This window comes from Actinomycetospora rhizophila, assembly GCF_042657905.1.
GTDB lineage: Bacteria > Actinomycetota > Actinomycetes > Mycobacteriales > Pseudonocardiaceae > Actinomycetospora > Actinomycetospora rhizophila.
Map to the genome: position 1 here is coordinate 116,796 of NZ_JBHSKG010000013.1, position 24,111 is coordinate 140,906.

Sequence of the window (24,111 nt, forward strand, 5' to 3'; positions counted from 1 at the left end):
CTCGGTCGATGGGACAACCGTACAACTAGTCACCGGACAACCCCAGGCTCCGAGCACGGTCGGAGGGGGCATCTGCGCTGGTCAAAGGCCTCTCGAAGCCTTGACACCCTCTCGCGCTGCCCCTCTACTGACGGCCCCACTTGTTCTAGCAACCGGACAGGACGGGCCCATGGACGAAGCGACGTCGGCGCCGGCCCAGCAGAGCTCCGAGGACGACCGCCTGCTCTCCGAGTTCGGCTACCGCCAGGAGCTGCCCCGGGTCCTGCGCTTCTGGACCAACTGGGCGCTCGGGTTCGCCTTCATCTCCCCGATCGTCGGCCTCTACACCGTCGTGGCGCTCGGCGCGCAGACCGCCGGGCCCGCGTGGGTGTGGGTGCTGCCGATCGTCCTGCTCGGCCAGATGTTCGTCGCGCTCGTGTACGCCAACCTGGCCAGCCGGTGGCCGCTGGCCGGCGGCATCTACCAGTGGTCGCGGCGGCTCGTCGGGCCCGCGTACGGGTGGTGGGCCGGCTGGATCTACATGTGGGCGCTCGTGCTCACGCTGTCCACGGTCGCCTACGGCGGCGGGTTCTTCCTCGGTCAGCTGATCGGCTGGGAGGAGCCGACGACGGCGCAGAGCGTGCTGCTCGGCCTCGTCGTCATGGCGATCTTCACGTCGGTGAACGCGGCGGGCCTGCACCTGCTGCGGTGGGTGGTCAACATCGGCATCGCCTGCGAGCTGGTGGCGAGCATCGGGATCGGCGTGCTCCTGATCTCGCTGTTCCGCGTGCAGCCGGTGGGCGTCCTCGTCGACACCTCGATGACGCCCGACGGCGCCCCCTTCCTGCCCGCGTTCATCGCCGCGCTGGCCATCGGCGGCTGGGTCATCCTCGGCTTCGACGCCTGCGGCAGCGTGGCCGAGGAGACCCGCGAGCCGCGCCGTCAGGTGCCCCGCGCGATCGTCGTCTCGCTGATCACCGTCGGGGCGGTCGACATCCTCGCGGCGTGCGCGCTGGTGCTCGCCAACCCCGACCTCGGCGCGGTGATCAGCGGGCAGTCCGCCGACCCCGTCTCCGACGCCGTGGTGGCCGGGCTCGGCGCGTGGGCGGCCAAGCCCTTCCTGGTCGTCGTCGTGATCGCGTTCATCGCCTGCGGGATCGCGGTGCAGGCCACGGGTGTCCGGGTCGTCTTCTCCTACGCCCGCGACGGCATGCTGCCGCTGTCGCGGGTGTGGCGGCGGGTCTCCACCCGCAACCAGACGCCGCTGTACGCCGTCGGCTTGGTCGCCACGCTCTCGGCGCTCGCCTTCGTGTACGCCAACGCCCTGACGGTGCTCGTCGCCTTCGCCACGGGCGCCTACTACGTCGGGTTCCTCGCCCCGGTGGTCGCCCTGCTCTACCAGCGTCTGCGCGGCCGCTGGCGGGGCGCACCCGGGGAGCGTGGGTACGGGAAGGCCGGCCTGGTCATCAACGTCGTCGCCGTCCTGTGGCTGACGTTCGAGCTCGTGAACATCGCCTGGCCCCGGGACCTGGGCCTGCCGTGGTGGCAGACCTACGCGTTCCTGCTCGGGCTCGCGTGCTTCGGCGCGGTCGGGCTGGCGTACTTCCTCGCCAGCCGCCCCGACCGCCGGTTCGTCGAGAACAGCGTGTCGATGGGAGAGCCGTCGACCGAGGAGCAGGTCCCCGGGAAGGAGCCAGCATGACCGACGGCCCCGAGCAGACCCACGGCTTCGACCGCTCGACCCTGCAGGGGATGCAGGGGCTGCGGCGCCTCGCCCAGATCCCGGCGACGGCGCAGCACCGCGCCGTGCAGCAGGGTCTCGAGTACGGGCTCGAGGCCGCGGACTCGGTGCAGGACCGGCGCATCAGCACGTTCTCGCGCGGCGCGCAGCCCGCCTTCGCCGGCATCAACACCTTCCTCAAGGCGCCCTACTGCGAGGACATCCGCGAGGTCGGGCGCTACGACGCCGCGGTCATCGGGGTGCCCTTCGACATGGGGACGACCTACCGCTCGGGCTGCCGGTTCGGCCCGCAGGCGGTGCGGCGGATCTCCGCGGTCTACGACTCCTACAGCCTCGATCTCGGCGTCGACCTCGACGAGGAGCTCGCGCTGTGCGACGCGGGGGACGTCTTCGTCATCCCGTCCAACATCGAGAAGACGTTCGACCAGATCGACCGGGCCATCTCGCACGTCGTGTCCCAGGGCGTCTTCCCCGTGATCATCGGCGGCGACCACTCCATCGGCTACCCCGACGTGCGCGCGATCTCGAAGTACGTCGACGGCAACGTCGGCATCATCCACTTCGACCGCCACATCGACATCCAAGAGCGCGACATGGACGAGCGCATGCACACGACGCACTGGTTCCATGCCACGAACATCCCGAACGTGCCGCCCGAGAACCTCGTGCAGATCGGCATCGGGGGCTGGTACGGCTCGCGGCCCGGCCTCTCGGTGGCCTACGAGCGCGACACCACGGTGATGACCATCGGCGACGTCGAGAAGCTGGGCATCGACAAGGCCGTCGAGATCGCGCTCGAGGTGGCGTGGAAGGACGCCGCAGCGGTGTTCCTCTCGTTCGACATCGACTCGGTCGACGGCGGGATCGCCCCGGGCACCGGCTCGCCCGAGCCCGGCGGGCTGCTCCCCCGCGAGGCGCTGCACGCCCTGCGCACGATCGCGCGCGAGGGCATCTGCGGCATGGAGGTCATCGAGATCTCCCCGCCCTACGACACCAGCGACTCCACCGCCCAGCTCGGCTGCCGCGCGATCATGGACGTGCTGGGCGTCCTCGTCGCCGAGGGCAAGCTGGGCACGCGCGCCCCCGGCGACGGGTCCTGACGGTCAGGACAGCACCTTGAGCCCGACCACGCAGCCGACGACGCCGAGCAGCAGGACGATCTTGAGCGGCGACGCCGCCTCGTCGCCGCTGAGCATCGCGTAGGCGACGGTGAGCGCCGCGCCGATCCCGACCCACACCGCGTAAGCGGTACCGGTGGGGAGCGAGCGCATCGCGTACGCCAGGCCGACCATCGAGAGCACCAGGCCGACGACGAAGACGATCGAGGGGGTGAGCCGGGAGAACCCGGCGGTCCTGCCGAGGGCGGTGGCCCACACGGCCTCCAGCACCCCGGACACGACGAGCACGATCCACGCCATGACGGACCTCGCAGGGCTGCCGTCTTGTCGTGGTCTGGGTACGGCGCCGCTCGTCCAGGTACCCCGCGTCCTCGGGGCGACGACCTCATGATCGCAACCGGGCGGCGGCGAGGCCAGGCGGGTGCTGGTGAGGCTGGTCTCCCGGGGGCAGGCTCGGCATCGTGGCCGACGTCGAGGACGTGCGGGCGCTGGGCTCGAGCCTGGAGCGCTCGTACCCGGTGGTCGTGCGCGGCTGCCTGAAGTTCCGCGTCGGGCAGATCGTCTACGTCGCGTTCTCCCGCGACGAGACGCGGATGGGCTTCGCGTTCCCGAAGGACGAGCGGGCGGCGCTCGTCGAGGGCCAGCCGGACCGTTTCCACCTGCCGCGCGCCTCGGACCTGCGCTTCCACTGGGTCGAGTCGGACCTCGCCGCCCTCGACCCGGCCGAGGCGCGCGAGTTCGTGGTCGACGCCTGGCGCATGGTCGTGCCGAAGAAGCTCGCCCGCGCCTACGACCTCGCCCACCCCGACGGTCCGGGCTCCGGCGCCCCGGCGTAGTCGGGCAGCTCGATGCCGTTGATCGCGCGCTCGATCACCGCCATGTCCCACTCGGACGGGTCCGTCGTCGCGCCGGGGATCCGGCTCTCCGCGTTCCACCGGCCGATCTGCTGGTTGTCCTCGACGAAGGCACGCATGCGCGCCTCGTAGCCGGCCAACCCGGCCTCCGGGTCCCAGCCGGCGGCGGCCAGCTCCCCGGCCAGCACGTACGCACCGACCAGGGCGATCCCGGTGCCCTGCCCGGACATCGGCGACGAGCTGAACGCGGCGTCGCCGATCAGCCCCACCCGCCCGGTCGACCAGCGGTCCATCACCACCTGGGCGACCTGGTCGAGGTAGAAGTCCGGGGTGTCGTCGAGGTGCGCCAGGATCCGCGGGCTCCACCAGCCGAAGCCGTCCATGCGCTCGCGCAGCAGGCGCTTCTGGGCCGCGACGTCACGGTGGTCGAAGCCGACGTCGGGCGAGGGGAAGGAGAACATCGCCATCGCCCGGGTGGCGTCCCGGATGGGCCTCAGGCCCGCGGAGCGCCCGGTGGCGGCCTCCTGGCAGTCGATCAGCCAGTCGTCCAGCTCGAACTCGTTGGGCACGCTGTAGAAGGCGAGCACGTGGCCGAGGTGGCGGACGAACCGGTCATGCGGCCCGAAGGCCATCGCCCGCAGCGACGAGTGCAGACCGTCGGCGCCGATCACCAGGTCGAAGCGGCGCCGGTCGCCCCCTGCGAAGGCGACGTCGACCCCGTCCGCGTCCTGGGTGAGCTCGGCGATGCGGTCGCCGAAGACGTACTCGACGCGGTCCTGCGTGTCGTCGTGGAGCACCCGGGACAGGTCCCCGCGCAGGATCTCGATGTCCGCGATGAACCCGTCGCCGCCGTCGTCGTCCGCGCGGAAGGTCTCGAGCACGTTCCCGTCGACGTCGACGGTGTGGGCGCCGGCGGTCGGGGTGCGGGCCGCGCGCACCGGCACGTCCAGCCCCATCCGGACGATGACGTCCCTGGCCACCCCACGCGCGTCGACCGCCTGCCCGCCGGGACGCAGCGCGGGGGCCCGCTCCACCACGGTCACCTCGGCGCCCCGTCGGGTCAGCCAGTGGGCCGCCGCGGGCCCGGCGATGCTCGCCCCCGCCACCAACACCCTGGTGCCGCCCACCGTGCTCCCCCGCTCAGACGTTCGGCGCGTCGACGGTCGTCGACGACGGGACCTCGACGCGGTCGACCAGGCGCCGGGCCTGCCCGACCAGGGCGAGCGCGACGAAGGCGAGGACCACGACGATCCACGCGAACAGGTCGGCCCCGGCGTCGAAGGCCATGGAGACGAGCACTCCGAAGGTCCCGGCGCTCACGAGCACCGCCGCCACGAGGAGGCGTCGCAGCGTGTCGAGGGTGGATCTGTCCATGCGCGGCACCGTAACTCCGCGTGGACCCGCTGTGGTCCCCAGTTGGCCCCCGGGTGACAGTCCTCGTTGGATCCCGCGGCGGAGGTGCTCGTGGTGCTGGGTGACGAGCCCGGCCGGTGTGCGGGAGTGGCTTGATCTTGACGGTTGTTGCCCGTCCGGCCACTAGAGTTCGCGGAAGGTGATCGTCGATGGTGGGTCGCTCGGCGCGCGAGAGCGTGCGTCGGCTCGCGGCTCGGGCCGCGGGCAAGCGTTGCTGGAAGGAGCGTGTTCTCGATGCCGACGGGAGCCCCGGTCGATGGGTTCACCCTGAGCTTCGACCGTCTGGGATCGGTTGGTCGGCCGCCGGTGGTCCTGCTCCATGGTTGGCCCGGGGACCGGACAGACATGGCATCCGTCGCCGAGAGGCTCGGGGACGAGTTCGACGTCGTCGTGCCGGACCTGCGCGGTTTCGGCGCCTCGGACAAGCACCTCCGCGACCCCGGCGACTACTACAGCCTGGTGGCCCAGGCCCGCAGTGTCGCGGGACTGATCGACGAGCTGGGGCTCTCCCACGTCGTGCTGGGCGGTTACGACATCGGCAGCAGGGTCGGTCAGCAGCTCGCGAAGGACAGGCCCGACCTGCTCAGCGCCATGGTCATCACGCCACCAGCTCCAGGCGTCGGGTCACGGATCCTCAGCGAAGGTCCGTTTCGCGAGTTCTGGTATCAGTCCTTCCATCATCTCGACCTGGCCGAGAAGCTCCTCGACGGGAAACCGGACGCTGTGCGGGACTATCTGGAGTACTTCTGGACGCACTGGTCCGGCCCTGACTTCATCGTGGACGCCGCCCGGCTCGAGCACCTGACGTCGGCGTACGGCCCCGCCGGCGCGTTCGTTGCTTCGATCGGGTACTACCGAGCGGCCGGAAGCGTCGTGGCGCGCTACCTGGGCGAGACGGTCCCCGACGAGAAGATCATGGTCCCCACGACGTTCCTGTGGGCCGAGCACGACCCCCTGTTCCTGCGCGCCTGGTCCGACCGCCTCGGAGAGTTCTTCGCGCAGGTCACCGTGCAGCTCGTGGACGGGGTCGGTCACTTCGTCCCGGTCGAGGCGCCCGACATCTTCGCCGGCGCCATCGTGCAAGCGAGCAAGTAGGCCCTGACGGGCCGGTAGCCGGAGCCGTCCGAGACCGCGAAAGACCGCAGGGTCCGAAAGATCAGGAGTCCGCTCCTCGTCGGGCGGGGTGCGGGGCGGACGAGTCGGCCTGTAAGCCGGAGCGTGTTCAGGGGTCGAGGACGACCAGGGGAAACGGGCTGATCCTGGTGGTGACCTGCGCGTTGACCTTCTGTCGTATCTGGCCGTCTCGCGGCCCGTCGAGGGCTCCCGTGCCCCCGCTGTGCCCCGGAGGTCGATCGCAATGTGGGCCGAGCCCCAGCTTGGAAAGGCCGCGTGGGGGAGCGACTACGTGGGCTGCCCCGGTCGACACCCAGCTGGTGCTGCCTGTGATAACTCCGGCTGACCGCCCCTAATCGCACATTAGTCGCACGCGGGCCGCTGGGGACATGATCCTTGCCAACTCCACAGTGATCGCCCTCGGGACCGGCAATACCTTCTGGCTGACGCTCGTCGGTTGTGAGCGGGCGCGGCGACGGTCCGCTACGTGCCGCCGGGACCCGGAAGTCCGTGCCCGAGAGCGCCCATGCTGCCGCTCTCGCACATAGGCGAGCGTATGCGCGAGCCATGGCAAGCGCCCCGGACTCTGAGTCGAAGGAGGAGACCGAGCGAGACGCCCCGGTGGCACGCGGGGCCGCTCGGCGCTCGCCCCAGAGTGGCCCACTACCCGTAACACCTGCGACCGCACGGCGATAATCGTGCGTCAAAGATCCTCAGGGGGGTTGTTTCAGTGCCAGTTTGGGCGCGCCTTGTCCCGGCCAGCGTTGGGTTCCTGGCGTTTACAGGCTTAGGTCTATTCGCTGACCTGAACATCTGGGCACAATGGTGGTTCTACGTAGGAGCTGCAGTAGTGATCGGGGCGACATTCGTGGAGCCCTTCATTACCAAGCCCCAAGACGCAATAGTAAATAGTGCAGCCTCGGTCGCCGCCTATTTCTCGGCGAACAAAGATAGTCTCCCTCAGCTGTGGAATGTGTATTTGTGGGCAGTGCTCGCGTTGATGGTCATCGCTATTTACCCGTCAGTCGTTCGACCACCCTCATTTCTCAAGTCGGCCTGCTACCAGCTGTCAACTAGGGCAGGTCGCGTGGTTCTTCTCGGTGGTTCGGCTCTTATCCTCGAGGGAGTTAGTCGAATCTCCGCAGACCAGGTCGGAGGGGTGCCATTGATAGTTGGAACTCTCCTTCTGGTCGTCAGCTTATCCGTAGACTGGACGACGCTCTGGAGGCGATCTAAGGATCAGTCGAGGGAATTGGTGCAGATCGTCGATGCCCGCTCGCCCTCGATGATCGTGGTCAGCAATGTCGGAGACTCGGTCGAAACTGGGGACGCAGTACTGCTAGGAAGCGGAGCCTCCGAGATTCGCGCTGCGGTTGTCGCGCTACTTCCGGGTGAAGGTAGGTCGAGGGCAGTTCTTGTTATGGAGAGCGAATCTCACGTACTGACCGCCAAGATTGGCTCTCATATCGATCTGCAAGCAACTGCGACTCACCCAGCCGTGGTTGGTCTTGTGGCTGCCGGCTCGACTCCAACATCGGTACTGTTTGATGAAGTTGAACCGCTTGCTATTGGCGATCCCCTAGTCGTCGGATTTCGTGAGGGGGATCGGCTTTACCAGGTTAGCGGAATGCGGCTTGTTGATGAATCATGGAGTGGCAGCAAGACAGTAACGGCTCGCACTTCCGCCACCCTCCTCGGTGAAAACGAGAACGGCCATCTGCGAGTGGCTCCCGAGCTGCCGCCCGCTCACTCTTCAGTCAGGCGGCCGTCCAGTTTGGTTACTTCTACGCTTCCCGGTGGATACCATCGGATTGGGAAGGTAAAAGGCACTGAATTCCCGATCGGAATCACCGGCGACGCCGTTGTGAGTGGACACATCGCTGTGGTCGGGATGTCCGGCATGGGCAAGACCACACTGGTGTCTGAGGTTTGTCGGAGCTTGGGGTCTTCTAAGTTCGTACTTGCGGTTGACACAACTGGCGAATATGTCCAACGTCTCGGAATGAGCTCTTGGGAGGGTGGAGACTTTGGGTCAACCGGAACCTGGGTTTATGAGCCGCGAGGCGAGGAGCCGAAGCAGGCAAAGAAACTCGTAGAAGATGCGATGACCGTTGCCTACAACGAGTACGCCTCTGGTCAGTTGCCGCTCTCGCGTGTGATATGCATGGAGGAGGCGCACACGTTCGTCCCTGAGTTCAACTTCTGCGCTCGGCCTAACTTGGACCACGTGAACGACACTGCACGCATGGTGATGCAGGCGCGTAAGTACGCCCTATCCTTCCTAATGGTCACCCAGAGAACAGCCGTGCTCTCGAAGTCCGTGCTGAGTCAGTGTGAAAGCTACGCGGTTTTTCGTACCGTCGACGACACTTCTCTAAGTTATCTCGAAACAGTTGGCGGGCCGATTGTGCGAGATGTCGTTCCCTCTCTGGGCAGGCATGAGATGCTCTGTGTAGGACCCGCCTTCAACTGCGACAGTCCGGTTATCGTGGAAGTTGATCCTCCGAGTGCCCTGTCGTAGTAGCCATAACGCGATATGTCTCCTGCCTCGACATGTCGATCAATTCGGCGCCAGGATTACGCGGCGTCGGCGCGTGGTGGGTGGGGCCCGTTCTTGGCTCCACCGCGCACGCGGGCGCTTCGGCCGTCGGAGGCTCGCCAGCAAGGGAGGAAGCAAACGATCTTGAACGGCCCGTCCTGCCGGACGGCCATTCCTCGTGATGTCGCCGGGCAAGATGGTTTGCGGCCCTTGCTGGCGAGGGACGGCCGGTCAAGCTCGCGCCGACGCCTCGTCGTTGAGCACCGCCGGAGGCGGTTCCCGGTTGATGTTCTTGGCCGCGCGGCCCTGAGCTGCCTCGCGTCCGGGGAGGCTTGTGCGTCTACTGCTGGTCTAAGGGTATGGCCGGGCGTGCCCGCGCCGGCCGCCGGGCCGAAGGTAGAGGCGTGCCGGCTGCGAGGCCGCCCGGTCCGGCCCGTCAGGGCCGGCTTGAAGACGTAAAGAAAGTCCTCACCAGACATTGGATACTCGTCTCGTCTGGCCGGTTCAGGTCATGTCAAGAGCTACGACTCAGGGTGTCGAGCGCGGCTCGGAGTCGTTTGCCGGCATCGGCGGCAGTGTCACCGAGCTCGGCGTCGTCACCGGCGGCCATACCGAGCAGAGCACCGGGGTCGACGGCCTGGACGATGGTGCGGTCGTCGGCGCGACGGACGGTGACGTTGCAGGGCAGCAGGAGGCCGACCTCGGGGCTGGCGCTGAGCGCGGCGTGGGCGAGGCGGGGGTTGCAGGCGCCGAGGATGGTGTAGTCGTCGACCTGTTGGCCGAGCTTTGCCGCAAGGGTGGCCTTGATGTCGATGGTGGTGAGGACACCGAAACCCTGGTCGGCCAGGGCGGCGGTGACGGCGTCGATGGCTTGTTGGTGGTCGAGGTCGACCTCGACCGTGTGGGCGATCTGCACAGCGGATGCCTCTCCTGATTGTTGTTCGGGTGGTCGGGGTCACAGACTGGACGAAATACCCCCAGGGGTACCTTGGTTGTGCGAGGGGCAAGCCCACGGACCCACCGTGGGGATGTCCAGAGACGGAGACAGCCATGCAGGTGCAGGCCAGCGAGCTGAGCGACGTGGTGAGCCGGCTGCGCCGGGTCGAGGGCCAGATCAGCGGGATCATCCGCATGATCGAGGACGGTCGGGAGTGCAAGGACGTGGTCACCCAGCTCGCCGCCGCAGCCCGGGCTCTGGACAAGGCAGGCTTCAAGATCATCGCCACCGGCCTGCGGCACTGCATGACCGAGAACGACGAGGGCGAGCGCGCGGTCGACGTCGCCGAGATGGAACGTCTGTTCCTCTCGCTGGCCTGACCATCGCTCGCCCTCTCGTCCCGAGATCGACGTAACGGTAGGATATACCCTACCGGGTAGGGAACCAAGATGATCGACATCCAGACGATCGCCACCCCCGGGCTGGGCGACCGCAGCTACCTGGCCCACGACGGCGAGGTCGCCCTGGTGGTCGACCCGCAGCGCGACATCGACCGCGTCACCGAGCTGGTCGAGCAGCTGGGCGTGCGGGTCACCCACGTCGCCGAGACCCACATCCACAACGACTACCTGACCGGCGGCCTCGATCTGGCCGAGCGCACCGGTGCCGCGTACCTCGTGGATGCCCGCGACGAGGTCGGGTTCGAGCGGACACCGGTCTCCGAGGGCGATGAGATCGTCGTCGGGTCGATGCGGCTGCGCCCGATCGCGACCCCCGGACACACCCACCACCACCTGTCCTACGCCCTGACCGACGCCGACGGGCGGGTGCAGGCGGTGTTCACGGGAGGCTCGCTGCTCTACGGCACCACCGGCCGCACCGACCTGGTCTCCCCCGCCGACACCGACGAGCTCACCCACGCCCAGTACCACTCGGTGCGCCGCCTGGTCGACGAGCTCCCCGCCGAGGCCGCGGTGTACCCGACCCACGGGTTCGGCAGCTTCTGCGCCGGCACCCCCGCCTCCGGCGCCGACAGCTCCACCATCGGCGAGGAGGCCGACGCCAACCCCGCGCTGACCAAGGACGAGCAGCAGTTCGTCGACGACCTCATCGCCGGGCTCGGCGCCTACCCCGCCTACTACGCCCGCATGGGCCCGACCAACGCCGCCGGTCCCGCCCCGGCCGACCTCTCCGCACCCGAACGGGTCGACACGACTGAGCTGCGGCGTCGCCTCGAGGCCGGGCAGTGGGTCGCCGACCTGCGTGACCGCACCGCGTTCGCGGCCGGGCACCTGCCCGGGTCGCTGTCCTTCCAGCTCGCGCAGCCGTTCGTGACCTACCTGGGCTGGCTCTTCCCGTTCGACCAGGAACTGACGTTGATCGGCGAGAGCCCCGAGCAGGTCGCCGAGGCCCAGCGCGAGCTCGTGCGCATCGGCATCGACCGCATGGCCGCCGCCACCGGCAGCATCGACGAGCTCGCCGACGGGCAGGCCCTCGAGTCCTACCCGGTCTCGGACTTCGCCGGGCTGGCCGAGCGCGACCCCGACCGGGTGTTCGTCATCGACGCCCGCACCGACGGCGAGCGCGCCAGCGGCGGCGTCCGCGGCTCGGTGCACATCCCGCTGCACGAGCTTCCCGCCCGCCGCGACGAGGTCCCCACCCAGGGCGAGGTCTGGGTCTATTGCGGCTCGGGCTACCGCGCCTCGGTTGCCGCCTCGCTGCTCGCCGCCGGCGACGACAAGGAGCGACACCTCGTGGTGATCAACGACGAGTGGGCGAACGCCGCCGACGCTGGCCTGCCCATCACCACTGGCGGCCGGTAGCCGCATCCGCGCCACCCGGAGCTCCGCGGACCACCCGCGTTCGGCGCAGCGAGGGCGGCCCGGCCATCCCGGGTCGCCCTCCCGCTGGCGCGAGCACTCCGGCCCGTCATCCCCAACGAGCATTTGCACCGAGAGGAACCGTTTCCATGGCCGCCTCCGCCACCCCGGAGACGCTGACCGCTCCGACGCTGACCGCTTGGATGCGACCAGAGGTCGTCGAGCGCTCCGCCGCGCCTGTCGTCGTGGACGTACGCAGCGCCGCCGAGTACGAAGCGCTGCACATCCGCGGCTCCCACCACGTGCCGTTGCCCATCCTGTCCGAGCACACCGAGCAGCTGGTCCGCCAGCTCGACAGCTCGCAGACACCCGGCACGCCGGACGAGGGCACGCCGGTGGTGCTGGTCTGCCAGTCCGGGGTCCGCGCCGAGCAGGCCCGCCAGCGCCTGCTCGCGGCCGGCTTCGACAACGCCCGCGTGCTCGACGGCGGAGTACCCGCATACACCGCAGCCGGTGGCGACGTCGTGCGCGGACGCCGCACCTGGGCCCTCGAGCGCCAGGTCCGCCTCGCCGCCGGGTCCCTCGTGCTCGTCGGGCTCGCCGCCGGGCGTTACCTCTCGCCGAGGGCACGGCTGCTCGCTACTGGTGTCGGCGCCGGCCTGACCTTCTCCGCGCTCACCGACACCTGCGCGATGGGCCGGCTGCTCTCGCGGTTGCCGATCAACCAGGCCACCCCGGAACCCACCGCCACCGAGAGCCTCACCCAGCTCGGCGACGTCGCCGCCTCGAGGCCGCGGAGGCGATGACGATGGCCCTGACCGCCGTGCTCGCCGCGGTGTTCGGGCTGGTCATCGGGGCCCTGCTCGGCCTGGTGGGCGGCGGCGGGGGCATCCTCGCCGTTCCCGCCCTGGTCTACGGCCTGGGACTGCCACTGGCCGCCGCCGTGCCCGCGTCGCTGGTCGTCATCGGCGCCGCCTCCGCGGTGGCGGTCGCCCCGCGGGCCCGCCACGAGGTCGCCTGGCGGCTCGCGGCGATCATCGGGACGGCCGGCGTCCCCACCGCCCTGGCCGGCGGCGTGGTCAACCGCCACCTTGACCAGCGATGGCTCATGCTCGCCTTCGCCGCGATCATGGTCGCCGCGGGCGTGCGCATGCTGCGCGGTACCGGCGAGGGCGGCGGGGTGTGCGAGCTCCCTGAGGGCGGGGTGGCCTGGCGGCGCTGCCTGCCCCGGGCCGTGCTGACCGGGCTGGCCGTCGGTTTCCTGACCGGCCTGCTCGGGGTCGGTGGCGGCTTCCTGCTGGTCCCCGCGCTCATCGTCGCGCTCGGCCTGCGCACACCCACCGCGGTCGCCACCTCCCTCGTCGTGGTCACCATCAACGCTGTCGCAGGCCTTATCCCCTACCTCACCGCCCCCGCCGGTAGCGGGCCCCCGATGAACTGGGCCCTCATCGGCACCTTCGCCCTCGCCGCGATCGTCGCGTCTCTGCCCGCCGGGCACCTCGCCCGCCGACTCCCCGCCCAGACCCTGCGCCGCGGCTTCGCGGTCCTCGTACTCCTCGTCGCCGCTGGCATCGCCACCGACACCGTCATCGAGCTACTCACCTGAGCCGGCCGCAGACGTCACCACCACCGCTACTCCACCCGACGACGAACCCCGAAAGGACTCGAATGACCACCCCCGACACCACCCCGGAGACCACCGTCGACGAGCTGGACCGCCACCTCGCCTCCGGCGGGCGCGTGCTCGACGTGCGCAACCCGGATGAGTACGCCGACGCCCACATCCCCGGCGCCGTGCTGATCCCGCTCTCCGAGCTCGACCAGCGCCTCGGCGACGTCCCACCCGACCGGCCCGTCCACGTCGTCTGCCAGTCCGGGCGTCGAAGCGCGCAAGCCGTCCAGCAACTCCTGCGAGCCGACATCGACGCCGTCTCCGTCACCGGCGGCACCTCCGGCTGGAGCGAGTCCGGCCGACCCACCGAGACCGGACGCCGCTGAACCGACTCCGGGACCGAGGTCCCAGGCGCACCACAGCGCACCATCTCCCCAAAGGAGCAACCACCATGATGGGTTCGATGGGAATGCTGGGCTGGCTGTGGCCCACACTGATCATCATCGGGCTGATCGTGCTCGCCATCGGCGTCATCGCCCTCAGCCGCCGACGCGGGGTCGCGAGCTCCGGGCCCACCGCCCGCGAGCTCCTCGACCAGCGCTACGCCCGCGGCGAGATCGACGACGCCGAGTACCAGCGCCGACGCGACCAGCTGTCATGAGCCACCCCGCTCGCGGACCACGGATGAGCCGGCGCGCTGCCCTGGGGTTGATGGGGCTGGGCGCCGCCACCGTGGCCGCCGGCACCGCGGGATGGATCACCACCAGCGACGGCGGCCGACTGGAGCCCGTCACCGGCCAACCGCTGCGCGACCCGTCGGAGATGCGCAGCGGCGGCGGTCGGCTGGCCCTCGAGCTCACCGCCGGTGTGGGGACCGTGCTGGCCGGGCGCCGCACCCAGGCGCTGGGCTACACCGGCTCCTCGCCCGGCCCGACCCTGCGGGTACGTCCCGGCGACGAGATCGCGCTGCGGCTGCGCAACGAGCTCGACCAGCCCACCAACCTGCACACCCACGGGCTGCGCGTCTCCCCCGAAGGCAATTCCGACAACCCCTTCCTCCGGATCGACCCCGGCACGGCCTTCGACTACCGGATCACCATCCCGTCCGACCATCCCACCGGCACCTTCTGGTACCACCCCCACCACCACGGCACCGTCGCCGACCAGCTCTACGGCGGCCTCGCCGGCGCCCTCATCGTCGAAGGCGGCGAGGAGCTCGCCGTCAGCGCCGAGCACACCGTCCTCATCACCGACACCACCCTCGACGCCGAGGGCGGCGTCGTCACCCCCGACCCGATGCAGCGCATGGCCGGCCGCCAGGGCGAGCTGCTCCTGGTCAACGGCCAGCACCAACCCGCCATCGACGTTGCCGCCGGGGATGTCCAGCGCTGGCGGGTGATCAACGCGTGCAGCTCGCGCGCACTCGCGCTGCGCCTCGACGACCACGTCCTCACCCAGATCGCGCTCGACGGCGCCTACTTGCCCGCGCCCGCAGCCCGCGACCGCGTCCTGCTCGCTCCCGGCAACCGCGCCGACGTCCTCGTCCGGCCCACCCGACCCGGTACCTACGCCCTGCGCGCGGAACCCGACGACCGAGGCACTACCGCCATGGGCATGAATCCCGGCGGCACCGCCACCACGTCCACCACGACCTTGGCCACCCTGACCGTCACCGGCGCCGAGACCGCACCCGCAGCCCTGCCCGCCACTCCGGTCCCCGAGAGCGCCCCCAGCGGGCCGATCACCGGCCGCCGCCAGATCGCCTTCACGATGGGGATGGGCGGCGGAATGGGCGGGAACGGTCCCGGGGGCGGGATGACCTTCGCAATCGACGGCCGACCCTACGACCCCGTCCGGACCGACCAATACGTCGCTCTCGGATCGATCGAGGAATGGACGATCACCAACCCAACCCCGATGGCCCATCCGTTCCACCTGCACGTCTGGCCCTTCGAGGTCCTCGCCACCAGCGCCGCGACACCACCCACCGGCACCCTCCAGGACGTCGTCCTCGTCCCCGCGCAAGGGTGGGCGCGACTCCGTGTCCCCTTCACCGCCCAGCCCGGACGAAGCGTCTATCACTGCCACGTCCTGGACCACGAGGACGCCGGCATGATGGCCACCATCGACGCACGCTAGAACGGCCTCGGCGAACTACCGAAGCTGTCGAACCATTGCGTTGTAAATCGGTGCATCCGGGAAGGGCCTGATCTGCCCGACCGCCTCGTAACCGAGTGCTTCGTAGGTTGATCGAGCAGCCGTCGCGTCAGGTCGGACCAGCAGCGTTACCCGTTCCTCGCGCAGATCGGCGAGCAGATGCGCGTGCAGCGCTCGTGCGTAACCCTGACGCCGCCGCTCCGCAAGCACTGCGAGCTCGATGACGGCGAATGTGCGGCCATCGTGCTCGAGGGTGAGGTCCTCAGGTAGCGTCGTAATCGCACCCTGCCACCATCTGGTGTTCGGGGTGAGGTTGTGACCCATGGCGAAGCCGACCGCTCGGAAACTCTCGCGTGCGATGACCAGGCGAAAATTTGGCGCTTTTGCACGACGTGGGAGCGAGTCGGCGAAGTCCCGGAAGTCGCTTTCACCCTCGCTGTAAGGCGGCTCCGCGTACACCAGGCGGTAGAGCGCCACGGCGTCCGCGAGAGCAGAGTCCGGGGCGCCGGCTCCGTAAGTCGTGATGCTGGCGGAGGCGAGGGTCACGCGGCCGCCAGAAGTCGACGTGCGGCCGTGGCGAAGTGCTGGGCCGGCGCGTAGGACCGCGTGCCGAGGTGGTCCACCGTCGTGGTCAAGTCGGCGACGATGCGTCGTGAACCGCTCAGTTGGTCGATGCGCTTCACGGCGTCGGCGGTCACGGAGATCGCTTCGTCGAGCTGTCCGCGACGCGCGAGGACGGAGCCGAGGCGGGCAGAGTAGATCGCGTGGTTGCGAGGGAACCGCCGCTCGTCGGCCGTGGCAAGCGCCGCGCGAGCCGAGGTCTCCGCGATACCGGGGTGACCAAGAGCGAGCGCTACCCGAGTCTCGTGGCACGCGAGGTCGGCCGGGCTCCAGAACTGAAGCCACAGCGGCTCGTCGGCGCGCGGACCGTGGTCCAGCTGCCGGCGCGATTCGCTCATCGCCGCCTTGGCCGCCACGGCGTCGCCCCGTTGCGCGTGCGCGACCGCCTCGCGGGCGGCGAGGACGGAGAGCAATGTTGGCGTGGCCTCTCCCCCGGCCGCTGTACGCGCTGCATCGGCCAGGGTCGACGCCTCCCGCGCTCTTGTGGGGTCGCCGCTTGCCTGCAAGGACATCGACGCTAGGGCCGCGACGTGCGCGGTGGGTGCCTCGCCCAAGTCGCGGGCGAGGTGGATGGTCTCGAGCCACCAGGAGCGGGCGGCGGCGTTCTGGCCGGCGTCGAAGGCGAGCCATCCGGCGTGTTCCATGGTGGTTCCGGCGACGCCGGCGAGCTGGCGACCGACGTCCGCGGTGAAGCGACCTTGGTTCAGGGCTGCGCCGAGCTTGGTGGCCATGGCGTCGGCGACTTGGTAGACCTGCGCGCCGCCCTGGAGGTCGTCCAGCTCGAAGAGGCGCTCCAGCGCCCGCCATGCCTGATCGATCTCGGGCTGACCCACCGCAGCCGGCGAGACAATGGCCTGCGGCAGCAACGCCGCCGCTGTGAGCGCGGCGGCGCCGCCAAGAAAGTCGCGCCGTCTCACATCGTCCAGGTTAGTCCCGGCGGGTCCGGCACGGGCCGTGGCGAGGCCAAGAACCGCAGGTGGAACGCCGAGCGCGTCGGCCACGTCGGCGAGCAGCACGGCGTCCTGCGCCGCCCTGGTCGACCCGCGCTCCAAGCGTGAGATCGTCGCTTGCGAGTAGCCAACGCGCGATGCAAGCTCCCCCTGGCTCCATCCGAGCGCCTTGCGTGCGGCACGGACGACCGAGCCGGCGTCACCGGCCGCGGTAGCGGTCCGGTGTTCGGGCGAGAGTAGAGCGGCGACGACAGTCGCCTTCTCGTCCGCCATGGCGCCTCCCCTGGCCGTGAGCGGGCAGGTTGACCGTACCCCGCTATGCAGACACGGCGGTGGCGATTCAGAGCTGAATAGGCCGGGGCTTCACTCGACTGCCGGCGCCTCTACTGGCTTCGCGACATTCCCGCACTTCGCGGGACGCGAATACAGGAGAAGATCATGGCAGCGATCAAGGTCGACATCTCGGGCTCTCGCTACAGCGTGGGCGTGGTGCCGCGCCCGAAGAACGACATGGAAGGCCGCCAGCGCACCGACCGCCTGACCGGAACGCCGCTGTTCGTCACACAGCTCATCAAGCTCGACGACGACGGCGCGGAGATCATCACCGTGACCACGCCGGGCGCGCCGGACGTCGGGCAGGGCGCAGAGGTCCGGCCGGTCAACCTGGTCGCCATCCCGTGGCAGCAGGGGCAGCGCTCCGGGGTCGCCTTCCGCGCCGACAGCATCGAGCATGCGCCGGCGGGCGCCCCGGCGCCGAAGGGCTCGGGGTCGTGACCGCCGCCCGCAGCGAGGCGGTGTGGTCCGGGCTCAACGAGAGCCAGGCCGACGGGACCGAGTGCGCGATGTGCGAGCGCTCGTTCCTGTTGCCCGAACTCCCACCCGAGTACCTCCCGGAGCCGATCCCCGGCACGCGGTCGGGTCCGTCGGGCATCGCCGCGGTGCCGGTCGGCCGGTCGCGGACCGGGTCGCAGGTCTTCGCGTGTGCGGGCATCTGCGCCGCGCTCGCCTGGCCCGACTGACGGCCCGGTCGCTGTCGTAGGTCGGGGCTGGCTTCCCCGCAGCCCCGACCCACGCCCTCGCCTCTCCCCATTCACCTTCGTCCTCGGAGTCACGTCATGGCTCGCTCCTCGTCCTCCCGCTCTCGTCCGATGGTCCGCGGCTCGCGGACCGATGGATTCGAGATCATCACCTCGCCCCCGATCCATCCGGCCGCGCGCTTGGCCGGTCTCGCGGTCCGGCTACGGGCCGAACTGGCCGCGCTCGCGCTGGTCTTCGTGTTCCTCGCCGTCGCCTACTCCTGGCTCCCGCCCGTGGCTGCCTCGGCGTTCATCGCCGTGATCGTTGCCGTGGTGCTGGCGGTGCCAGTGCTGCGGCGCTTCGTAACCCGCCGCGCGGCGGCGGTGATGACCCGTCACCGCCTGCGTCAGGTCCTCATCGAGCGCCGCTGCCTGAACTTCTCCCGCGCTGCGCCGCTGTTCCTGTGGTCGCACCCCACCGAGGTCGGCGAGACCGTCTGGCTGCTCTTGCGGGCCGGCATCTCACCCTCGGACGTCGAAGACGAGGCCGAGTGGATCGCCTCGGGCTGCTTCGCCCGCGATGCCCGTGTGACCACCACGCGGCGCATGACGGCGCTCGTGCGGGTCGACGTCATCCGCCGTGACCCGCTCGCCACGGAGCTGATCGCATCCGAACTGGACGACTGGACCGCCTCTAACGGCACGCCCCCGCCGGTCGGCGCGGTCGTGGTGCCGCCCATCCCGGCCAACCGGCACTGGTCAGGGACCGGCGACCGCTCCGGAGCGCGGGTCTCGACTCCCCGCGCGACCGTCGACGAGCGGGACGACGTCCCCGCTCTCGTCGAGCACCATGACCCGAAGCACGCGCCCGACGGCCCGCAGGACCGGCCGGTCGTGCCCGACCGGGGTGGGGACTGGTCGGACTATGTCTGAGCCGGCCACCGAACCCGTCCGTCTCCGCGCTCTCCTGCGCGACTGGCTCGCCGCCGTGCGCCCCCCTGCCCTCTTCTGCGACGAGGCTCCCGAGCCGGCTGGTCTGTCGATCTGGGAGCCGATCCACCTTGGGGTCGACGAGCACGGCCGCCCGGTGCGCGTGACGCTGGCCTACCGGAACATGCTGCTGGCCGGAGAGCCCGGCGCGGGGAAGTCGGTCGGGCTGAACCTGCCGGTGGGCCACGCCGCTCTCTCGACCGACTGCGACCTCTGGCTCTTCGACGGCAAGCTGGTCGAACTCGGCCTCTGGCGCACCTGCGCGGACCGGTTCGTCGGCCCGGACCTCGACGAGGCCATCGGCGCTTGCGAAGAGCTGCAGGCCGAGATGGATCGCCGCTACGACCGCCTCGACGCCGGACGCCGCCGCAAGATCACGCCCGACGATGCCGCGCAGGGCATCCGCCCCATCGTCGGCGTCTTCGACGAGGTGGCCTACTACTCAGCCACGGTCGGCACCAAGACCCAGCGCGAGACGTTCGCGGTCCTCGTCCGCGACCTCGTCGCCCGCGGTCGCGCGGCCGGGATCATCGTCATCGCCGCCACCCAGCGCCCGTCCTCGGACATCATCCCGACGAGCCTGCGGGACCTGTTCGGCTACCGGTGGGCGTTCCGCTGCACCACCGACAGCAGCAGCGACATCGTGCTCGGCGCCGGCTGGGCCACCCGCGGCCACAGCGCCGCCGCCATCGCCCCCGAAGACAAGGGCGTCGGGCTTCTCCTGGCCGAAGGCGGCGAACCGCGCCGGATCAAGTCGGCCTACCTGTCCGACGAGCAGGTCTACGCCCTGGCCGACCGCGCCACCGCCCTCCGCGCCGGGAGCACGCCGTGAACGCCCCCGCTCGCGGTGAGGCCACCCAGCTCGCCCTCGATGCCGCCCCGGACGACGACGGGCGACCACTGCTGTTCCGGCTGTGCGCGGCCAACATCGCCACGGTCATGGACGCCGCCGCGATCGTGCTCGTCGTCCGGCTGACCGTCCTGCCCGACACCACCGTGGAAGTGATCCTCTCGCCGAACGAGGCGGACCTGCTCGGACGCGACCTGCGCGCCAACGCCCGCTACCTCGCCAGCCGCGATCCATCGATCGACACCTCCCGATGGGACCGACGATGACCACGGCCACCGCTCAGATCACGCGGCCGACGGGGGCGACGGTCGACGAGCTCGCCGCCCGCCGGCTCGCGAAGGCGGCTCGCGGGGTGTCGTTCGACGAGCTCGCAGCCTCCCTCGCCCGCGACTACGACGCCTGGACCGCCCACGTGGCCGGCGCCGCCGGCTGCTCCCACCCCATCCGCCTGACCGGTCTCGTACAACACGTCCAGGCCGCGACCGGCCGTATCACCGGCGAGCGCCACACCACCGACATGCCCGACGGGGTCCTCTACACCCCCTGCGGCAACCGACGCGCCGCCGTCTGCCCCGGATGCGCGGAGACCTACCGCGCCGACACCTACCAGCTCGTCACCGCCGGCCTCGTCGGCGGCAAAGGCGTCCCGGCCTCCGTCGGCGAGCACCCCTGCGTGTTCCTGACCGCCACCGCCCCCTCCTTCGGCCCCGTGCACACCCACCGCACCGACCGCGCTGGACGCACCCTGCCGTGCCGCCCCCGCCGCTCCCTCGAGCACTGCCCCCACGGCCACCCGCTCGCCTGCTTCACCCGCCACGGCGACGACGCCGAGGAGCGGGGCCGTCCGCTGTGCCTGGACTGCTACGACCACCCCCACCAGGCCGTGTGGAACCTGGCGAGCGGGGAGCTGTGGCGCCGCACCATCATCACCGCCCGCCGGGCCGTCTCGGCGCTCGCGAAGCGCGACGGGATCAAGCTGCGGCTCTCGTACACCAAGGTCGCCGAGTTCCAGCACCGCGGCGCGGTGCACTTCCATGCCCTGGTTCGCCTCGACGGGCTCGACCCCCGCGACCCCGACGCGGTCAACCCGCCCGACCCCCGCGTCGGCGCAAACCACCTCGCCACGATCCTCCGGGACGCCGTCGCCGAGACCCGGTTCACGACTGCGCCGCACCCGGGCCGCAAGCAGGGGTGGCCGATCACGTGGGGCGAGCAGGTCGACCCCCGCCCCGTCCGACTCTCCCGGCTCGACCTCGACGACGCCGGAGAGATCACCACCACCGCCGTCGCCGGCTACCTCGCCAAATACGCCACCAAAGCCACCGAACTCGCCGGCCACACCTCCAGCCGCCTGCGCCCCGACACCGTCAGAGACCACGCCACTCTCGACACCCACCCCGGCCGACAGGTCGACGCCTGCTGGCACCTCGGCACCCGCCCCGAACGCGCCGACGCCAAGGAATGGGCCGCCAGCTGGGGCCGGCTCCAACGCTGGGCGCACATGCTCGGCTTCGGTGGCCACTTCTCCACCCGCAGCCGCCGGTACTCCACCACCCTCGGCGCCCTGCGCCGGGCGCGCCGGGACTGGCGCCTGGCCCAGCACCAGGCTGGCCCTGACGAGGACGACGAGCCGAGCGAGGAGGACACCACCGAGATCATCGTCAGCTCTCTGGCCTACGCCGGCATCGGCTGGCACACCAGCGCCGACGCGCTCCTCGCGAACACCTCGGCGGCCAACGCCCGCGCCCGGCGATGTGCCGCCCGCGACGAAGTCGACTCGATCACTGCGTGAACAACGAGGAGGGGGAATGACGATGCAGAACGAGGAACCGGAACGGCTGTGGGGAGTCGCCGACGTCTCGGCGTTCCTGGGCGTGCCGGTGAGCACGCTCTATCAGTGGCGGTACCAGGGCATCGGCCCCGTGGGCCGACGCGTGGGCCGTCATGTCCGATACGACCCGCGGGACGTGCGCCGCTGGTTTGCCGACCTTGACGGCGCTGCCTGATGTCGTCGATCGAGAAGCGGCTTCGCGACGGCAACACCACGTGGGTCGCGAGGTGGCGCGACCCGTCGAGGAAGCAGCGCAAGCGCTCGTTCTCGCGCAAGCTCGACGCGCAACGCTTCCTCGCCACGGTGGAGGCCGATCTTGTACGTGGGTCGTACGTCGACCCGAACGACAAGACGGTCTTCCGGGACTACGCGGAATCGTGGCGGCTGGCGCAGGTCCACCGACCGACCACGCAGGCGCACGTGGAGACCAATCTGCGCCGGAACGTCTATCCGTGCTTCGGTGACCGTCGGCTGGCCTCGATCCGCCCGAGTGAGGTTCAGGCGTGGGTGAGCCGGCTGTCGTCGGAACCGGACGCGCTGTCGGCCTCCACGGTCCAGGTCGTGCACGGGATCATGGCCTCGATCTATAAGGCGGCGATCCGCGACCGGCTCGTCTCCTCGTCGCCGTGCGAGGGGACGCGGTTGCCCAAGAAGCTCCCGCGGGAGATCGTCCCGTTGACGACCGAGACGGTCGAGGCGTTGATCTCAGCCGCTCCCCCGCGTCTCCGCGCGCTCGTCGTCCTCGGGGCCGGAACGGGGATGCGGCAGGGCGAGTGCTTCGGGCTCGCGCTCGACCGAATCGACTTCTTGCGCCGGACGCTGCGCGTGGACCAACAGCTCGTGCTCATGCCCGGGAAGGCCACATTCCTCGCGCCGCCGAAGACGTCGGCCTCGCACCGGACGATTCCACTCCCCCAGGTCGTCGTCGAGGAGCTGGCCGAGCACGTGCGGCGGTTCCCGTCGTCGCATCCCGACGGTCTGGTCTTCACCGTCGGCAACGGGAGCGGACTGCGGCGCACGGCGTTCTCCCGCGTCTGGCGTCCGATGGTGGCCGCCGCCGGCGCTCCGGTCGGCACCGGCTTCCACGATCTCCGGCACTACTTCGCGTCGCTGCTGATCCGCCACGGCGAGTCGGTGAAGACCGTACAGAGCCGGCTGGGGCACGCGACCGCGGCCGAGACCCTGGACACCTACTCGCACCTGTGGCCGGACTCGGACGACCGCACGCGCGAGGCGGTGGACACGGTGCTCCGTCGGCCTGCTGTGCCCCCGGTGTGCCCCGATGAGGAGTCCGAGGAAGGAGCCAGCTAGGAAGATGCAGGTCACAGGAGGTGGGGCGGACGAGTCGGCCTGTAAGCCGGATCCTGTGCCCACGTCCCTCACAGGCGCGTGGGTGGCGACCATCCATCTCGGCCCGCCGTCGCCGGCGGGCTCCAGCGGTCTACCCGCAGGTCTCGGGCGGGCAGCCCTCGGATGACCTGCGCGGCCGGTCCTCGCGGACCGACCTTCTTGACCTTGCTCCGGGTGGGGTTTACCGAGCCGTCCTGGTCGCCCAGGACGCTGGTGGTCTCTTACACCACCGTTTCACCCTCACCACCGGGCGCGAGCCCGATGGCGGTCTGTTCTCTGTGGCACTGTCCCGCGGGTCACCCCGGGTTGCTGTTGGCAACCACCCTGCCCTGTGGAGTCCGGACTTTCCTCGACGGGGATCACCCGCCGCGGTCGCCCGGCCGACTCGTCCGCGCCGCCGATGGTACCGACCCGTGTCCCCAGGACACGGGTCGGCACGACCGTTAGCGTCGCGCATCGTGTCGGACCCGTCGGTGCTCCAGATCGCGCTGCTCGCCGCCCTCGGGCTGCTGGCCGGCGCGGTCAACGCCGTCGCCGGGGGCGGATCGCTCATCGTCTTCCCCGCCCTGCTCGCCGTGGGGCTGCCGCCGCTGCCCGCGAACGTGACGAACTCCGTCGCCCAGTGGCCGGGCTACGCGGGCTCGACGGTCAACGCGCGCCGCGACCTGCGGGGACAGCGCCGGCGCCTCGTCGGCACGAGCATCGTCGCCGCGCTCGGGTCGGCGCTCGGGTGCGGGCTGCTGCTGGTCCTCCCGCAGTCGGTGTTCGACGCCGTCGTGCCCGTGCTCGTGCTGCTGGCGAGCCTCACGCTCGGCGCGCAACCCTGGATCAAGCAGTGGACGGGGCGCACCGAGCGCACCGCCGACAACCCCAGGGTCCTGCTCCCGACGATCTTCGTCGCCGCGGTCTACGGCGGCTACTTCGGCGGCGCGCTGGGCGTCGTCCTCATCGCCGTGCTCTCCCTGCTCGCCCACGACACCCTGCGGCGGCTCAACGCCGTCAAGGTCCTGCTCTCGCTGGTGACGAGCACGGTCACCGTGGTGCTGTTCGCGCTCTTCGCCCCCGTCGACTGGCTCGCCGTGCTGCTGCTCGCGCCGACCACGCTGATCGGCGGGTTCCTCGGCATGGCCGTCGCCAAGAAGATGCCCGACGGCGTGCTGCGCTGGAGCGTCGTGGTGCTCGGCGTCGCGGTGGCGATCTACCTCTTCCTGCGGTGACGG

The 24,111-nt window shown here is 70.3% G+C and carries 27 protein-coding genes, 1 other RNA gene and 1 riboswitch; of the genes, 21 read left to right on the forward strand and 7 right to left on the reverse strand.

Annotation, left to right across the window (positions count from 1 at the left end):
- The first annotated feature begins 169 nt into the window (after nucleotides 1-169).
- The gene (locus ACFPK1_RS22390; protein ID WP_378023159.1) at nucleotides 170-1,681 is read left to right on the forward strand and encodes an APC family permease; all 1,512 of its coding nucleotides are present in this window, start codon (nucleotides 170-172) and stop codon (nucleotides 1,679-1,681) included.
- Nucleotides 1,678-2,820, forward strand: a complete 1,143-nt coding sequence (locus tag ACFPK1_RS22395; RefSeq protein ID WP_378023160.1) for an agmatinase family protein — start codon at nucleotides 1,678-1,680, stop codon at nucleotides 2,818-2,820. Before ACFPK1_RS22390 ends, ACFPK1_RS22395 begins: the two co-directional genes overlap by 4 nt.
- Nucleotides 2,821-2,823: 3 nt before the next feature.
- Here ACFPK1_RS22395 and ACFPK1_RS22400 read toward each other — a convergent pair whose 3' ends face one another.
- Nucleotides 2,824-3,138 carry a DMT family transporter gene (locus ACFPK1_RS22400; RefSeq protein ID WP_378023161.1) on the reverse strand — a complete coding sequence of 105 codons (315 nt, stop codon included), beginning with the start codon at nucleotides 3,136-3,138 and terminating at the stop codon, nucleotides 2,824-2,826.
- Nucleotides 3,139-3,150: 12 nt separating this feature from the next.
- Nucleotides 3,151-3,221: riboswitch (guanidine-III (ykkC-III) riboswitch) on the reverse strand.
- Between the two features lie 78 nt (nucleotides 3,222-3,299).
- On the opposite strand from ACFPK1_RS22400, the gene ACFPK1_RS22405 reads away from it, so the two are divergent.
- Nucleotides 3,300-3,674 (forward strand): MmcQ/YjbR family DNA-binding protein, encoded by a 375-nt coding sequence (locus ACFPK1_RS22405; protein WP_378023162.1) that lies wholly within the window; start codon nucleotides 3,300-3,302, stop codon nucleotides 3,672-3,674.
- On the opposite strand, the gene ACFPK1_RS22410 is transcribed toward ACFPK1_RS22405, so the two are convergent.
- Nucleotides 3,626-4,819 carry an FAD-dependent monooxygenase gene (locus ACFPK1_RS22410; RefSeq protein ID WP_378023163.1) on the reverse strand — a complete coding sequence of 398 codons (1,194 nt, stop codon included), beginning with the start codon at nucleotides 4,817-4,819 and terminating at the stop codon, nucleotides 3,626-3,628. The two genes, ACFPK1_RS22405 and ACFPK1_RS22410, sit on opposite strands and share 49 nt — an antisense overlap.
- 13 nt (nucleotides 4,820-4,832) lie before the next feature.
- Nucleotides 4,833-5,066, reverse strand: a complete 234-nt coding sequence (locus tag ACFPK1_RS22415) for a hypothetical protein (RefSeq protein WP_378023164.1) — start codon at nucleotides 5,064-5,066, stop codon at nucleotides 4,833-4,835.
- A 273-nt stretch (nucleotides 5,067-5,339) separates the two neighbouring features.
- Between ACFPK1_RS22415 and ACFPK1_RS22420 the strand changes: the two genes are divergently transcribed.
- Complete coding sequence (locus ACFPK1_RS22420) at nucleotides 5,340-6,200, forward strand: alpha/beta fold hydrolase (RefSeq protein ID WP_378023165.1); 861 nt, start codon at nucleotides 5,340-5,342, stop codon at nucleotides 6,198-6,200.
- Nucleotides 6,201-7,068: 868 nt separating this feature from the next.
- Nucleotides 7,069-8,739 carry a helicase HerA domain-containing protein gene (locus ACFPK1_RS22425; RefSeq protein ID WP_378023166.1) on the forward strand — a complete coding sequence of 557 codons (1,671 nt, stop codon included), beginning with the start codon at nucleotides 7,069-7,071 and terminating at the stop codon, nucleotides 8,737-8,739.
- Nucleotides 8,740-9,271: 532 nt separating this feature from the next.
- Here the strand turns inward: ACFPK1_RS22425 and ACFPK1_RS22430 are convergent.
- Nucleotides 9,272-9,673 (reverse strand): DUF302 domain-containing protein, encoded by a 402-nt coding sequence (locus ACFPK1_RS22430; RefSeq protein ID WP_378023167.1) that lies wholly within the window; start codon nucleotides 9,671-9,673, stop codon nucleotides 9,272-9,274.
- A gap of 134 nt (nucleotides 9,674-9,807) precedes the next feature.
- Between ACFPK1_RS22430 and ACFPK1_RS22435 the strand changes: the two genes are divergently transcribed.
- From ACFPK1_RS22435 to ACFPK1_RS22465, 7 genes are all read left to right on the forward strand, one after another.
- A complete protein-coding gene (locus ACFPK1_RS22435) occupies nucleotides 9,808-10,074 on the forward strand; it encodes a metal-sensitive transcriptional regulator (protein ID WP_274202261.1) in 267 nt (88 codons plus the stop codon).
- Between the two features lie 69 nt (nucleotides 10,075-10,143).
- Entirely contained in the window at nucleotides 10,144-11,517 is a 1,374-nt protein-coding gene (locus ACFPK1_RS22440) for a rhodanese-like domain-containing protein (RefSeq protein ID WP_378023168.1), read from the forward strand.
- A gap of 146 nt (nucleotides 11,518-11,663) precedes the next feature.
- On the forward strand, nucleotides 11,664-12,320 hold the full coding sequence (locus ACFPK1_RS22445) for a rhodanese-like domain-containing protein (protein WP_378023169.1): 657 nt from the start codon (nucleotides 11,664-11,666) through the stop codon (nucleotides 12,318-12,320).
- Nucleotides 12,317-13,120, forward strand: a complete 804-nt coding sequence (locus ACFPK1_RS22450; protein WP_378023170.1) for a sulfite exporter TauE/SafE family protein — start codon at nucleotides 12,317-12,319, stop codon at nucleotides 13,118-13,120. The genes ACFPK1_RS22445 and ACFPK1_RS22450 overlap by 4 nt, the downstream gene beginning before the upstream one ends.
- 62 nt (nucleotides 13,121-13,182) lie before the next feature.
- Nucleotides 13,183-13,512, forward strand: coding sequence for a rhodanese-like domain-containing protein (locus ACFPK1_RS22455; RefSeq protein ID WP_378023171.1), 330 nt, complete (start codon nucleotides 13,183-13,185; stop codon nucleotides 13,510-13,512).
- A 77-nt stretch (nucleotides 13,513-13,589) separates the two neighbouring features.
- Complete coding sequence (locus ACFPK1_RS22460) at nucleotides 13,590-13,787, forward strand: SHOCT domain-containing protein (protein WP_378023172.1); 198 nt, start codon at nucleotides 13,590-13,592, stop codon at nucleotides 13,785-13,787.
- Between the two features lie 23 nt (nucleotides 13,788-13,810).
- A complete protein-coding gene (locus ACFPK1_RS22465; protein WP_378023173.1) occupies nucleotides 13,811-15,265 on the forward strand; it encodes a multicopper oxidase family protein in 1,455 nt (484 codons plus the stop codon).
- A gap of 15 nt (nucleotides 15,266-15,280) precedes the next feature.
- On the opposite strand, the gene ACFPK1_RS22470 is transcribed toward ACFPK1_RS22465, so the two are convergent.
- Together ACFPK1_RS22470 and ACFPK1_RS22475 are read right to left on the reverse strand one after the other, a co-directional pair.
- Nucleotides 15,281-15,760, reverse strand: a complete 480-nt coding sequence (locus ACFPK1_RS22470; RefSeq protein ID WP_378023174.1) for a GNAT family N-acetyltransferase — start codon at nucleotides 15,758-15,760, stop codon at nucleotides 15,281-15,283.
- Nucleotides 15,761-15,825: 65 nt separating this feature from the next.
- Nucleotides 15,826-17,127, reverse strand: coding sequence for a helix-turn-helix domain-containing protein (locus ACFPK1_RS22475; RefSeq protein ID WP_378023175.1), 1,302 nt, complete (start codon nucleotides 17,125-17,127; stop codon nucleotides 15,826-15,828).
- 165 nt (nucleotides 17,128-17,292) lie between these two features.
- Between ACFPK1_RS22475 and ACFPK1_RS22480 the strand changes: the two genes are divergently transcribed.
- The 8 genes from ACFPK1_RS22480 (at nucleotide 17,293) to ACFPK1_RS22515 (ending at nucleotide 22,852) form a co-directional block, all read left to right on the forward strand.
- On the forward strand, nucleotides 17,293-17,628 hold the full coding sequence (locus ACFPK1_RS22480; RefSeq protein ID WP_378023176.1) for a hypothetical protein: 336 nt from the start codon (nucleotides 17,293-17,295) through the stop codon (nucleotides 17,626-17,628).
- The gene (locus ACFPK1_RS22485) at nucleotides 17,625-17,873 is read left to right on the forward strand and encodes a hypothetical protein (protein ID WP_378023177.1); all 249 of its coding nucleotides are present in this window, start codon (nucleotides 17,625-17,627) and stop codon (nucleotides 17,871-17,873) included. The genes ACFPK1_RS22480 and ACFPK1_RS22485 overlap by 4 nt, the downstream gene beginning before the upstream one ends.
- A gap of 129 nt (nucleotides 17,874-18,002) precedes the next feature.
- Nucleotides 18,003-18,803, forward strand: a complete 801-nt coding sequence (locus ACFPK1_RS22490) for a hypothetical protein (protein ID WP_378023178.1) — start codon at nucleotides 18,003-18,005, stop codon at nucleotides 18,801-18,803.
- Complete coding sequence (locus ACFPK1_RS22495; protein ID WP_378023179.1) at nucleotides 18,796-19,692, forward strand: FtsK/SpoIIIE domain-containing protein; 897 nt, start codon at nucleotides 18,796-18,798, stop codon at nucleotides 19,690-19,692. Before ACFPK1_RS22490 ends, ACFPK1_RS22495 begins: the two co-directional genes overlap by 8 nt.
- Nucleotides 19,689-19,976 (forward strand): hypothetical protein, encoded by a 288-nt coding sequence (locus tag ACFPK1_RS22500; protein WP_378023180.1) that lies wholly within the window; start codon nucleotides 19,689-19,691, stop codon nucleotides 19,974-19,976. Before ACFPK1_RS22495 ends, ACFPK1_RS22500 begins: the two co-directional genes overlap by 4 nt.
- Nucleotides 19,973-21,502, forward strand: a complete 1,530-nt coding sequence (locus ACFPK1_RS22505; RefSeq protein WP_378023181.1) for a replication initiator — start codon at nucleotides 19,973-19,975, stop codon at nucleotides 21,500-21,502. Before ACFPK1_RS22500 ends, ACFPK1_RS22505 begins: the two co-directional genes overlap by 4 nt.
- A gap of 16 nt (nucleotides 21,503-21,518) precedes the next feature.
- Nucleotides 21,519-21,716: a helix-turn-helix transcriptional regulator gene (locus tag ACFPK1_RS22510; RefSeq protein ID WP_378023182.1), complete on the forward strand. Its 198-nt coding sequence runs from the start codon at nucleotides 21,519-21,521 to the stop codon at nucleotides 21,714-21,716.
- A complete protein-coding gene (locus ACFPK1_RS22515) occupies nucleotides 21,716-22,852 on the forward strand; it encodes a tyrosine-type recombinase/integrase (protein WP_378023183.1) in 1,137 nt (378 codons plus the stop codon). Before ACFPK1_RS22510 ends, ACFPK1_RS22515 begins: the two co-directional genes overlap by 1 nt.
- A 26-nt stretch (nucleotides 22,853-22,878) precedes the next feature.
- Here the strand turns inward: ACFPK1_RS22515 and rnpB are convergent.
- An RNA gene (gene rnpB / locus ACFPK1_RS22520) (RNase P RNA component class A) lies at nucleotides 22,879-23,279 on the reverse strand.
- Between the two features lie 70 nt (nucleotides 23,280-23,349).
- Here rnpB and ACFPK1_RS22525 point away from each other — a divergent pair.
- Entirely contained in the window at nucleotides 23,350-24,108 is a 759-nt protein-coding gene (locus tag ACFPK1_RS22525; protein ID WP_378023184.1) for a sulfite exporter TauE/SafE family protein, read from the forward strand.
- The last annotated feature ends 3 nt before the right edge of the window (nucleotides 24,109-24,111 follow it).